We start from the raw sequence: 13192 nt of genomic DNA, 5'->3' as shown, positions 1-13192 counted from the left end.
ACCAATCAAAAGTACACATCGTCGTGTAGTGTCTCATTTTGTACAAACTACCTTTGGCAAACAGTTGATGAAAGAGCATGGAAAAATTGAACAACAGTTTAGTCATCTCAAAGATAAAGGGCTGGAACAGCCACGTTGGTATGGTCAAAATCGTTATCTATTGCATGTTCAGCTAGTTTTTCTGATTCATAACATTGCATATTTATTTTAGTTTTGCAACACCCTCGGTAGAAGTAAGTTCAATACTTCCACTAACATTACTTGTTGCTGTCAAAAACTTACCAACATTCACTATTTTAATTTCATCAAATCCTGTTGGCACTGAATCTTGAACATGATCTGAATCCAGATAAACAGTGGAAGGTCCCTGCACTTGACCAGATTTGTAATAGTGTCTCATTACATTAGCGTCTAATTGATTAAAATTTAACATAAAATCTGTGCAAATTCCTAATATTAACTATATTGATTTACGAATAGTCGAACTATTTCCAGGTGTTACAGAAAAACTTGTATTAAAAGGGAAAATGTTGTCAGGAAAAACATGAATAAACTCAATACGATCTAAAAAGAAATCTTCTTCGTTATTATTTTGAATATATACAGTGAATTGACCAACTGGAAGAGTTACAATTGTATCAAATTCTTTTAAAGCACGCTTTCCATTATCTCTTTGCACAGATACCATTTTCTTGACAGCATCTATTTCTGTACTAGGCAATGTAACCTCTCCTCTTAACTGCTTCCGTAGATATATGAAAATATCCCGTAATATCATTTTTACTCGCATAACGAGCACTAACTTTATACTCCAATTTTGTCTGATTATAAATAGGTAATTTTAATATTTGTTGATAATTTAACAGCATTTACCCCATTTATATATTCTTTAACTATTTGAAAAGACTCAAGACCGTTATCAATTACTCCTTTTTTAAATCGAAACCCATTTCCTGATATAGTTCCATTTTCATCTGGAATTCCAATATTATAATTAAGAGAAGCTTCAAGAGGAGTACTTACACCAATGATTGAACTAAATACAGAATTTTCATTTAAATGTGGATATTCATTCACATTTAAAGTTGTTGCATATACATTTGTTATTTCATGAATAGGTGGATCTGGATTAGAGATAGGGGAATAAGCAAATGAATATTGTATATGCCTCACATTAGAAAATACGTATATTAAAACTAGATAAGTAATATTGTTTGTAAAAGTTTATATTTGATGTCATTTAAACCATGCACCCTTCATTGTAACAATCCAATCATCATTTGGTATTTTTTTGTATTCTTCCCATACTAAAGTAGCTGTTTTCAAGTGGAAGAAACATCTCCTTACAAAAATGTAAGGTTACTGTCATATTAATCAATAGCGATTCATCCTCCAAGAAAGCAAAATAAGTAAGAGAATAACAATCGTAGGAGGATATATATGACGAAACCAGTTGTAGATGTGAAAAACGTTCAAAAAGTGTATGGTAAAAAAGGTGAGAATCAATCACACGCATTAAAAGGTGTATCATTCTCCATTCAAGAGGGTGAATTTGTTGGAATTATGGGACCATCTGGTTCTGGTAAAACGACATTATTAAATGTAATTTCAACGCTTGATAAAGCAACAGGCGGCGTTGTTAAAATTGCGGGTACAGATATTACAACAATGAAGCAAGGTGAGCTTTCAGATTTCCGTTCACAAAAGTTAGGATTCATCTTCCAAGACTTTAATTTATTAGAAAACTTATCTATTTATGAAAATATCGCACTTCCGCTTTCACTTCAAGGTGTTTCATCACGTAGGATTGGACCGAAGGTAGAAAAAGTAGCCGATATGTTAGGAATTTCAGCAATTCTACAAAAATATCCATCTGAAGTATCTGGTGGACAGAAACAACGTTCAGCAGCCGCACGTGCGTTAGTGCATGAACCGGCCATTATTTTGGGGGACGAGCCTACAGGAGCTCTTGATTCTAAAAACGCAACTAGTTTACTGGATGCGATGACAAGCTTACATACAGAACAAGGCGTATCGATTATGATGGTTACGCATGATCCATATAGTGCAAGTTACTGCCAACGTATTTTATTCATTCAAGATGGAGAGCTATATAAAGAAATTCACCGCGGTGGTACACGTGACAAATTCTATAAAGAAATTTTAGACGTGCTTGCAGACTTAGGCACACAAAAAGCATAAGAAAGAAGGTGCAAGCATGTTATTTAAACTTTCCATGTCCGGGCTAAAAAGGAAATTACAAGATTATATTGTCTTACTTGCTGGTCTTATCGTATCTATTTCAACTTGCTATATGTTTCAAACGTTATCACTAAATAAAACGTTCCTTGAATCAAATCCACATGCTGAGATAGTTGCAATAGCATTCCAAATCGGTTCCGTTTTATTAGCGATTGTAACGTTTTTCTACATTTTATATGCAAACTCTTTCTTATTATCTCTTCGCCAAAAAGAGTTCGGCATGTACATGATGTTAGGAGCAAAAAAACATAAAGTTACCTTACTTATGTTTATCGAAACAATCATAGTAGGTACCGCATCTCTTGCAATCGGAATTGCAGTTGGTGTAGGACTTGCAGAAGGTATCGGTCAGTTATTAATGAACCAGTTGGATTTTTCTGGAGAAGGGTATCAAGCATTTTATATTCCATCTATGACTGTTACTTGCATCTTCTTTTTTGTCTTATTTGGACTATCAGCCATCCTGAATAGTATGAAATTGTCACGTATTTCTGTTTTGCAACTTGTACATGCAGATGCACAAACAGAGCGTCTCGCGGTAAAAGGGAAAATGACAGTTGTAGTTGCATTCCTTGGTTTGCTTTTACTAGGCATTGGGTATACATCACTGATCTATATATCACAGCTACAAGGAAAAGATATACTAAGCGTTCCTACATTCATGGCTATTGGATTAATCACAGCTACAATTGGTACGTACACACTATTTGGATCCCTTCTCCCCGTTATGATGAAAAAGGTACAGAGCAATAAAAAACGTAGGGAAAAAGAGCTGAATGCTTTTACTTTTGCGCAATTAAACTTCCGTATGAACAGTCTAACAAACGTACTGGCAACGGTAGCAATCTTAGTAGCTCTTGGAGCGGGGGGAATTGCGTGTGGTATGGCATTTAAAAACGATGTTATAAAACAGACTGATAAAGGAACGATTTATGATTCGATAGTTCATAATCCAACAGTGGAAGAAAAGGAATTGTTAGACGGCATTCCATTCAAAGAGAAACTTGAATATCACTACAAGGTGGATGATACGTATGTGTATTATACAAAAGAAGAGCTAGAGAATAATCGTCCTTTAGTCAAAGATAGAAAAAATGAGAAGACAATGAAAATTTCAGAGGAAATCCCCATAAATGCATTTGCGTTGTCAAGACAATGGGGGAAAGATGATGGAAAACCAAGACAATGGAGCGATGTTTTCCAAGCAATTCAACCAGAGTATATGTATCCGAATCATGAAGTGAAAATTGTCAATCAAAACATATATGATAATATCAAAGGTACAGAAAATACCGTGTTTATTGGGAAAACAAATAATTTTGGTGCATATGTAAAAGAATGGAAAAAACTTGATGAATTACAGATAGTTAAATATAAAAATGTGAAAGCAGAAGAATTGGGTAGTAAGTATCAAAACTATAAGGGGAATCAAAGCTTTTCTAGCGGACTCATGTTTATGGGATTCTTCGTTGGAATTGCGTTCTTAGCAATGATGGCAAGCTGTCTGATGTTTAAAGTTTTGTCTGGTGCATCCAAAGATTGTACACGTTATCAAATGCTTCGTAAAATCGGTGTTCGCCGAGAGTTATTAACACAATCGATTTATAAAGAGTTATTCTTTGTATTCTTAGTTCCAGCAATTGTGGGTATTGTTCACGTATTAGTTGGTATGAATATGTTCAGCCCTCTTTTAATTGATCCGTATTTCCGTATATGGGTACCACTTGTTATTTTTGTAGTGATTTACTTGATTTATTACTTCATTACGGTTCAATTATATAAAAAAATTGTACTTCCGAAAGAAGAGTAATGTAAATATGATTTATATGAAGTGTCAACATCATCAGCCCTCATGTATTAATTATTTTGAAAGAGAAAAAAAGCTGGAATTAAGAAAAGGGCTCGCACTATGGTTAAACAATTGATTCTTGTGCAAAAAAACTCAAATTGTATCCTCTCTCAGAACAGATTATTTCAATAATCTGTTCTGTTTCGTTCGTAAGGACATGTGTACGCAGGTTCATGCCAGGTCCCTCACTAAAGGAAGAATAAGATGAAAAATAATTCTAAATATCCCCCTTTTAATTACTTTCGCAAAAAGGGGCAATAAGAAAAAGCAACCCCTTCTTTTAAGAAGGATTGCTTTCTTGTAAAGTATATTCGGATTCTTTGACTCTTCTATAGAATATATTACTCTTCATTCCTACTCTTTGCATGGCTTCTACTGCAGTAATTTTATGGTTTGTCCATTCTTGATAAGTTTCTTTAAAAGTATCATCAATCTCAACATTTTTGCTGCCAAATTTAACTCCTTTTTGAAGTGCAATTGTAATTCCCTCTTTTTGTCTTTCACGAATTCTTTTTCTTTCATCATCAGCCATATAACGTAATACCTGCAAAATTAAATCTGAAATAAGGGTTTCCATTCCATTTAAATCTTTATATTTCATGGTGTTAAGAAGAGGCATATCCAACACAATAAAATGTACCCTATAGAATAGACACTTGAAAAAAGTCTATTCTATAGGGTATTTCTTGTATAATAAAAGGAAAATTTGGATTGGATAATGTTGAAAATGACAAAAAACTATTTACAGAAAGAGAAATTCAAATCCTATCAAATAACCTATACGTAAAATCTGTAAGTCAGAAAGGTATCACTTATACAGAGGAATTTAAGCATATTTTTATTGAGGAAAATGAAAAAGGAAAGCTATCTCGAAATATTTTTGAAGAATGTAGTTTTGATATAGATATGATTGGAATGAAGCGAGTTATGTCATCGGGAAGTAGATGGCGTCCTGCTTATAGAAAAAATGGTGTATTGGGTTTAAGGGATACACGTATCGAAAACGCTGGCAGAACTCTTGAGAGAGAGCTTACGTTAGAAGAAAAGTATGCCCGTTTAGAAGCTGAACGAAACTTACTAAAGGCGGAAAACGAATTGCTGAAAAAAATCAAACTTATGGAAGGGAGGATGAGAAGGAAATAACACTACCACCTAGTCAGAAATTCATCTTGATTCGTTCTGTCATCATGAAATACAACTTAAGGAATATGGTCAGTCATTTGTGTAAAGTAGCTGGTGTATCCCGTTCGGGATACTATAATTACTTTTCAGTTTCATCTCAAGAACAACGGAAATAAAAGAGTGATCGAGATGAAATCTTGAAGGAAACCATATTAAAAGCACTTCAATTTAGAAATAGAAACAAGGGGGCTCGTCAAATAAAGATGACATTGGCGGGTCAGTTTCAAGTTGTCTACGATTTAAAGCGTATCCGTAGAATTATGAAGAAATACGAGATTATCTGTCCGGTTCGCAAAGCGAATTCTTATAAAAAAATGCTTAAAGCTACAAAAGAACATCGAATAGTACCGAATCAATTAAATCGGGAATTTAAACAAAATACCCCAGGGAAACCACTTCTTACAGATATCACCTATTTAGTTTACAGTAAGAATCAAAGGGCCTATTTATCTACATTGTTAGACGGCTCAACTAATGAATTTTTAGCTTACCATGTTTCAGCACAGATGACATTAGAGCTCGTAACGACAACTCTCTATAAACTAAAAAGGAATGCGCGGATTCCATTGACTGAAGGTGCTTATATTCATTCAGATTAAGGACCCCACTACGCAAGCCCTACCTATCAAAAGCTAGTCAAAAAGCTAAATCTTGGACAACCCATGTCAAGAAGAGGAAACTGTTGGGATAACGCCCCACAAGAATCGTTTTTTGGTCATCTGAAAGATGAAGCTCATATAAAACCTTGCGCGTCCTTTAATGGATTGAAACAAGAAATTAAGAAATATATGACGTATTATAATCATTATAGATATCAATGGAATTTAAAAAAGATGACTCCTGTTGGATACAGAAATCATCTTCTTGATGTTGCCTAACTTTTTTCAAAATGTCCTTTACAAAGGGTACAGATTACAACGATATCAATCTTTTTTTTCTTTAATTCATTCTTGCCATTCGTCTAAAATTATTTGTTTATTTCGCCCCAAACAATCTGGTGATTGAATATATAAAACAGCGCCGTTTCTCAACATATGTTTCATCAGTTGATATTCAGGACGTTTAAAATCTTTTCCACTTGCTTTTTCTATATTTTAGATACACATACAAAAAACAAGTATGAACGTTCAACTTTCACACTTGTTTTTATCCATTCCACATATTCAATTTCCACTTAACGACGTTTCCCACAACCACAACCTGATTTTTTTCTATACCCAATTGGCATCGGTGTTTTTAATGAAATATTATTATTTACTGACATACTATTATTTGTTGGTTCTATTACTTTTGATTTCTTTTGCATACATCTAACCTCCTCATTTTTTTAGAAACAGGATGAAAAAACAGGTGCAACAAACACTTGCACCTGTTTCCATATAACAGTTATTGGTTATTGCTACTATTCATATTTGTATTGCTATTTATATTTACACCTCTATTTTCATTGACCATTTGGTTCTTGTTAAACATAGGAACTTCCACAATTGCAATATTATCCGCTAAGAATTCTCCATCTTCTGAAGAAATAGTCACTGTCACTTTATTTGATTCAAACGTAATTCCTTGACGTTGAGAAGTTGTAAAATTCGCAAAATGATGTGTATGCGTCTCTATATATTTTGTTTCTTCTCCATGCTCCAACGTAACCGTTCCTTCTCCCTGCCCATGGAATACTAATTGATATTCTTTATTTGGATCAAAATTCTCGATTTCAATCGTTTGAGACACACTCGAAGACCAATCTGGCAATTGTAATACACGTCTACCATCTTCTAATACTACCTGATGTGCATCGCCTTCTACCGTCCAATTGGCTGCATCTTTTGTAAAATGACCATTATGCAGTAACGTATTTTGTTCCAGTTGTGCATACGCACGATTTAATGCTCCTTGGAATTTAGCTATGATATCTCCTTGTTCACTAAATCTATCTGACATAAACCAATGTCGTAATTTTGGTAAGGTTGGTAATACAATCGCGTCTATATTCTGATACGAAATATCTGAACGAATAGAACCATTCCAATTTCCATTTTCATACAATCCGTTGATTCGATTGATAACAGGTTGAATTAATCCTGTTACCTCCGCACGTTCTTTCTCATACTCGCTTCTCCAATTTCTTGCCACACGTTGCACTTTTCGTATTTCATCTGCGGTTAAAGAACGCTCTTCACGAATTTCTAAATTACTCACACGTGCCACACCTGTACGTCCTACAATACGAAGACCAAACTCAATACCAGGACCTGCCGTCATATCCAATTCCCCTACATCAATACTATAACTAAAGAAATGTGGATTTGTTGATGTTCTATCAGAGCTAGGTCGTGACATACAGCATAATACTCCACCTGATGTCAATGGGAACGCTTCACCATATGGAACTTGCACAACTTTTTGTATTTCTTGCCCATAACGAGAAACGACAATCTCTAAATCTTCCGCATGCGCAATAAATCCAGAAACCACATAACGTGTATTTGCTTTTAATTTTGACTCTTCTACTTTTTGGAATATATAAGATGGAGAGAATTTTGGTGGTGGTAAGAATACATAATCACTTTTCAATAATTCATGATCTGATAATCTTACAACACTTCTTCCTTTATACCATGCATCCCAATTTTCAAAACTACCGCCTACCAGAAGATTTCTTGCTTTACTTAAACGTTTTGCCTGATTCACTAATTTACGTAATGCCTTCTTCTCTTCTCCAAATACCTCATCTGATAAGGCATCTACTTTCAGTACAACTTCTTCAATATCATGATCACTTACATTTTGAGCCAACCTATTTTGGGTACCTGATGCAAATAATGCATTTACTTGTGTTGTAATGTTATCTAAATCTATTTGTTTTTCAAAAAAAACAAATGTATTTCGACTAGAATTAGAAGCAAAAGAAATAGTTCCTTTTAAAGAACCTTCTGTAGTATCATAATCATTGTAAAAATCATAAGCATTATACATTTCAATTTGATCAAATCCTGTTGGTACTGAATCTTGAATAAGAATATCCGGATCATCGCCATAATAAACTCCTATAGGCTGCTGAATAACACCTGATTTTAAATAATGTAATTCTATAGTAGAATCAGTATTTAATTGAAATTTTGTCGAAACTCCTAATTTGGATTGTGGTGCAGTCCAAATAATTTGAGTATCACCTTTTGAAACTCCAAAACTTGTATCAATAGTTACAGTATCATTAGGATTGTTACCAGGATTGTTACCAGGATTGTTATTAGAACTTAAGTCAATACTTCCACTAACAGTACCTACTATAGGGGCAGAACCCACCTCAGTATTCAATATTCTAATTTCATCAAATCCTGTTGATATTGATTTTTGAACGTGATCCGATAGATCCCCCATAGAAGAGCGATCCAGAGCCTCACCAGATTTGTAATATTGTGCAAATCCCAAAAACTGATTAAGAACATGTGTCGTAAAATCTGTACTAATCCCTACTCTTGAGTCCGGGGATTTCCAAATAGTTTGACTTTCTCCAGGTTGTATTGAAAGACTTGCATGAAAGGGAATAGTAATATCAGTATCATTATCATCAGAAGTAACAGGAACAAATTCAATACGATCTAAATAGAAATCTTCTGTACTATTATTTTGAATATATGCAGTGAATTGACCAACTGGCAAAGTTACAGGTGTCTCAAATACATGCAAAGCGTATTTACCATTATCACCTTGTACAGCTACCATTTTTTTGACATCATCTACTTCTGTACTAGGAAATGTGACTTCTCCTTTTAATAAATCATCCGATCCTGTATATATATGGAAAAAACCTTTAATTTCATTTTTACTTGCATAATGAATACGAACATTATAACTTAGCTTCGTCTTATTCTGAATAGGTAATTTTACTATTTGCTGATAATTCAATTTAACCGCATTTGTTCCCGTAATGGTTTCCTTAACTACTTGAAGAGAACCTATACCATTAGCAATATCTCCATTTTCCCATGCAAATCCACTAGATGATATCTTTCCATCTTCATCTGGAATCCCAAGAATATTATCACCCATAGCCTCTTGAGGCGTACTCACACCTGCCAATGCACTAACATGAGCATCATATTCATTATCAGTATTAAAAGGAGTTCCATACAGATATGAAAGATAATGAGCTCCAGGAAGTTTATACTCCGTCCCACCTGGGTGATTATCAGAATTAATCCAACTACCATCCTGTTGTAAAAAACTTAAATTTCTTACACTTCCGGAACCAATATTCGTGTTCCACCAACCCCCACCTTGTGGTGGCTGTGACCAAGTATCCATATTGATTTGTACTACCGGGTTATCAGGAGGTATTGAAATATAATCCGGTCCCATCTGTGGATCTACAGTTGGAAGCTTCCCATATAGACGTGTTTCCAAAGTATCTTCAACTTCTATTCCCCATAAATAAGGATTTAATTTAGATGCCCCAGGATCCGCTGAAGCTCTATAGCTACGGTGTAACGTAATTTGTTTTAGTACCCTTTCTCTTGGATTTGGAAACAACCCATTCTCATAATCAGGCCAATTTGAAGTATCTACTGGAGTATCTTTTAATGTTACTCCATCCACAGTACGTATAGGGATAAGAGGTGAAAGAAGGCGTCTTGTTTTTTGTAAATTTATATCACCTGAACCTTGTGGATAAAGATCTGTATCAAAAGTAGGAAACAATCTTGCAAAGTCTAGACAATGCGTTGTCATAATTTCAATATATTTTTGTTTTTTTGCAAATGACTCTAGATCAGAAGGGTTTCCATATGAAGCAAGACCCTTCTGATATACGTCATAAATAGTTTTAGAATACAGCTTTATATTATTTTTAAGATCATGTTTAAAAGAATCAATTGCATTTGGTGTAAAATTAATTTTAGAGTCCCATATAGGCCCTTTAGTAATTATATCTCTTAATAACATAAGATGCATGCTGGCAAGTACAGCATAATAAGGAAGACCTAACAAAGTTCGATCTGCTGTATTATCTGTAACAAATACAGGTAAACGATCTGTATAAAAAGTATTTAAAGCTAACACTTCATCTGTAAACTTTTTAATTAATCCAGGATCTGCCTTATCAAATCCTCCAGCACTTTGAACATCCTCCATTGTAGACTGATATAAGCTTGCTAAATTTTGTAAACCACTTACTTCCCCATTTAAAAATGTTTGCTCATCCGAACTTAAAGTTCTATCAATCATCTCTTGAATCGCTGGTTTCATAGCCTCAAATATATCTTTTGCATTAGGAGGAGGTGGAGCATCATGTTTATTCAATGCAGCAAAAAACAAACCGATGAAAGGTGTAAAAATACCAATTTCCGGTACAGCTATTGTAATTAAACTTAAACCAATATTTACATATGTTTGATAATTTATCGTATCATCTATAAAAATAGCTTGAAGTACATCAGCGATTGCTTTCGTATACTTTCCATCATTTATTCCCTTTTCTAAATTTTTTAATAATTGTTCATAAGCTGTTAAGTCAGCAGGTGTAGCTTGTGTACCCGCATCAGGTAAAAAAGAGGGTGGCGTATACGCCAATACATTATACGGTACAGATGGATATAATTCATTTAAAGTTGCCATTATTTCACTCCTTAAAAAATTATTATAAATAAACACAAAGATAGTTTATGTTATATATTTGGTATATTGAACCAATTTTAAAAATTTTTTTCTGTTTAATCTTCTATAATGTAATTACAATAATATATATATAAATAGGAGGTTGTCCCTTTATACTATATGAAGGGTATCATTCATATGTGAAACGTTTTTTTATTATTCATAATTATTTAAACAATCATGATTTGACTATAACAATTCTTATCAAATACCTCGTTTCTTTCTTCCATCCTCCTACATTCTCTATACAACATGAGACAAACGCACAAACCAATCTTGTTTTCCTTTACATACAATAACTATAAATACAGAAAGGTGGATCAGAATGGATACAAACAAATGTAAAGAAACCATTCATTGTAAACCGAAATACATCATAAACGACACGTATACAGAAAAAGAAATCACATATATCCATCCTGTTATTCATATTAACAGGGAACATGTACGCTATGTACCACATCATGTCTATGAAGAAGAAACAATCACTGAGGTAATCGATTCAGGACCTTCTGATTGTTGTGATAATGAGGAATCACAACCGACATCTTGTCATTGTCGTCGTTGCAGAAGAAGAAATTGTTGGGGTTGGTTGTAATAAGCCTTTACCATCTTTTTTTTATTTTTCTATGTATTCATCCACACAACATAGGTTTATATAAAAAAGACAATACGGTTGGAAAAGGAGGTTCATTCACATGGCTCAATTAGGAAATTGTTCTAATTTCCAACAACAAGCTGTCAATGATGCGGTTTGTTGTACGATTGTTTTAAGTGATACAGGTGGCACACCTGTACCCATTTGGAATGACGATACAAACAGAATCATAAATGGAACCATTTTAGTTCAAAATGATGGCATCATTGGGGTAGGTGCTACAGCCTCCCTTACAGTGAACGGTACAATAGTAGGTGGATTTACTGTTGGACCAGGAGAATCACGATCTATTACGATGAGTGATATCAATTCCATTGGCATTGTAGGAGCAGGAACAACTTCTTCTCCAGTAAAAGTTTCGTTCTCTATTAATTATACATTTTAATATATATAAAGATGGGACCTCATGTCTTACAAAACATGAGGTCCCATCTTTTTACATAATTCATTTTGATTCCTTTTTTACTTTAGCACATGTCCCTTTTATGTACATATACATAGTATAGTACAACCAGTCTTTATAAAGGAGTGTATAAAAATGGCACTTCAACTCATGAAAATAGTAGGAAACGCTCTCACAAATGTGCCTGCGAATGCAACATCTAAAAAATACTTCTACATCACACCCACTTCTATATCAGCAGGCACACCTTTTGCGATTAACTTTTCTTTATTTCGCAATGAAAATGGAGATCCGGTTACACCACCTATTTTCATCCCTACCAATGGTTACGCTAATTTATATATTAATGGTGTCTTACAAATGGATGCGATTCTGAGTTTTACAGCTAGTACACCAACGACAGGATCTGTCGTCATCACAGTGCCTGGCTCACCAGATACCGTTATTTTAAGTGGAAGCCCTATTATCTTAGAAATTGTAACTGTAGATACCGCTGATACAACGACGACCATTCAAACCTAATCTACCTCTATAAAAAGAGATACATGACCCATGTATCTCTTTTTATAGAGGTAGATTTATGTCCTTATCATTCTATGAATGTCTGTTCAAATATTTCCTTTTATTTTACCATACAAACACTGTATCATCTTCAGAAGAGACATGTATTATAAATATTTTACACCTTTTACAACTTCTTTTGAAAATATAAAAATAAGCATTCTACCAAAGAATGTGCTATCGATAATGAGACAGTATGTTAATTTCAGATGAATGTATATACAAAACAAAAAGACGAGAAAACTCTCGTCTTTTTGACCTGAATGCTGCCTTAAGAGGAAAGATCAAAGGTCAGGAGATGACCTTATCGATAGCATCACCTATTTGTGGTTTTTTATACCAAAAAAGAAAGTTGTCAGGCTTGGAATCCCTTTTTGCTTTTAGAACCTGTCTCAAATCTTTTTAATAAAATCGCTACACCTGTCAATAAGCAACTCTGTCTACTATTTTCAAGTGTTCGTTCACAGTTCTTCCACAGCCTTCGATAAATTTCCAACCAAGCAAAAATTCGCTCTACAATCCAGCGTTTTGATAACACGACCAATTTGTGAAGTTCAGTGCGTTTGATGATTTCAACCGAACAATCAATCGCCTCTTTTATCGATTGTGCAAATGATGGGCC

At 34.2% G+C, this 13192-nt stretch carries 11 protein-coding genes and 4 pseudogenes; 7 read left to right on the top strand and 8 right to left on the bottom strand.

Features of this window, described 5'->3' with window-relative positions; all coding sequences use genetic code 11:
- A pseudogene (locus ACQRBL_RS31200) lies at positions 1-211 on the top strand (ISNCY family transposase); the annotation flags it as partial.
- Here ACQRBL_RS31200 and ACQRBL_RS31195 read toward each other — a convergent pair.
- From ACQRBL_RS31195 to ACQRBL_RS31185, 3 genes are all read right to left on the bottom strand, one after another.
- Positions 203-400, bottom strand: coding sequence for a hypothetical protein (locus ACQRBL_RS31195; protein WP_411996609.1), 198 nt, complete (start codon positions 398-400; stop codon positions 203-205). The pseudogene ACQRBL_RS31200 and the gene ACQRBL_RS31195 overlap by 9 nt on opposite strands.
- A gap of 60 nt (positions 401-460) precedes the next feature.
- The gene (locus ACQRBL_RS31190; RefSeq protein ID WP_411996610.1) at positions 461-721 is read right to left on the bottom strand and encodes a delta endotoxin C-terminal domain-containing protein; all 261 of its coding nucleotides are present in this window, start codon (positions 719-721) and stop codon (positions 461-463) included.
- 104 nt (positions 722-825) lie between these two features.
- Entirely contained in the window at positions 826-1173 is a 348-nt protein-coding gene (locus ACQRBL_RS31185) for a hypothetical protein (RefSeq protein ID WP_411996611.1), read from the bottom strand.
- Between the two features lie 267 nt (positions 1174-1440).
- Between ACQRBL_RS31185 and ACQRBL_RS31180 the strand changes: the two genes are divergently transcribed.
- Positions 1441-2202 (top strand): ABC transporter ATP-binding protein, encoded by a 762-nt coding sequence (locus ACQRBL_RS31180; protein ID WP_411996612.1) that lies wholly within the window; start codon positions 1441-1443, stop codon positions 2200-2202.
- Positions 2203-2218: 16 nt separating this feature from the next.
- On the top strand, positions 2219-4072 hold the full coding sequence (locus ACQRBL_RS31175) for an FtsX-like permease family protein (protein WP_411996613.1): 1854 nt from the start codon (positions 2219-2221) through the stop codon (positions 4070-4072).
- 319 nt (positions 4073-4391) lie between these two features.
- Here ACQRBL_RS31175 and ACQRBL_RS31170 read toward each other — a convergent pair.
- Positions 4392-4742, bottom strand: a pseudogene (locus tag ACQRBL_RS31170) (recombinase family protein); the annotation flags it as partial.
- An 80-nt stretch (positions 4743-4822) separates the two neighbouring features.
- Here ACQRBL_RS31170 and ACQRBL_RS31165 point away from each other — a divergent pair.
- Positions 4823-6171 (top strand): annotated as a pseudogene (locus ACQRBL_RS31165) (IS3 family transposase).
- A gap of 32 nt (positions 6172-6203) precedes the next feature.
- Here ACQRBL_RS31165 and ACQRBL_RS31160 read toward each other — a convergent pair.
- From ACQRBL_RS31160 to ACQRBL_RS31150, 3 genes and pseudogenes are all read right to left on the bottom strand, one after another.
- Positions 6204-6384, bottom strand: a pseudogene (locus tag ACQRBL_RS31160) (recombinase family protein); the annotation flags it as partial.
- A gap of 83 nt (positions 6385-6467) precedes the next feature.
- Positions 6468-6599, bottom strand: a complete 132-nt coding sequence (locus tag ACQRBL_RS31155; RefSeq protein ID WP_257129756.1) for a hypothetical protein — start codon at positions 6597-6599, stop codon at positions 6468-6470.
- Positions 6600-6679: 80 nt separating this feature from the next.
- On the bottom strand, positions 6680-10909 hold the full coding sequence (locus ACQRBL_RS31150) for an insecticidal delta-endotoxin Cry8Ea1 family protein (RefSeq protein ID WP_427736303.1): 4230 nt from the start codon (positions 10907-10909) through the stop codon (positions 6680-6682).
- 364 nt (positions 10910-11273) lie between these two features.
- Between ACQRBL_RS31150 and ACQRBL_RS31145 the strand changes: the two genes are divergently transcribed.
- From ACQRBL_RS31145 to ACQRBL_RS31135, 3 genes are all read left to right on the top strand, one after another.
- Positions 11274-11546, top strand: coding sequence for a hypothetical protein (locus tag ACQRBL_RS31145; protein WP_242068226.1), 273 nt, complete (start codon positions 11274-11276; stop codon positions 11544-11546).
- Between the two features lie 100 nt (positions 11547-11646).
- The gene (locus ACQRBL_RS31140; protein ID WP_327940384.1) at positions 11647-11991 is read left to right on the top strand and encodes a DUF3992 domain-containing protein; all 345 of its coding nucleotides are present in this window, start codon (positions 11647-11649) and stop codon (positions 11989-11991) included.
- Between the two features lie 153 nt (positions 11992-12144).
- Positions 12145-12531: a DUF4183 domain-containing protein gene (locus tag ACQRBL_RS31135; protein WP_411996615.1), complete on the top strand. Its 387-nt coding sequence runs from the start codon at positions 12145-12147 to the stop codon at positions 12529-12531.
- Positions 12532-12925: 394 nt separating this feature from the next.
- Here ACQRBL_RS31135 and ACQRBL_RS31130 read toward each other — a convergent pair.
- A partial coding sequence (locus ACQRBL_RS31130) for a transposase (protein ID WP_427736300.1) occupies positions 12926-13192 on the bottom strand: 267 nt, incomplete at its 5' end.

This window comes from Bacillus sp. AF62, from assembly GCF_050312695.1.
Lineage (GTDB): Bacteria > Bacillota > Bacilli > Bacillales > Bacillaceae_G > Bacillus_A > Bacillus_A cereus.
The sequence above is the reverse complement of the archived record's forward strand: the minus strand, read 5'-3'. Positions and strand labels throughout refer to the sequence as shown.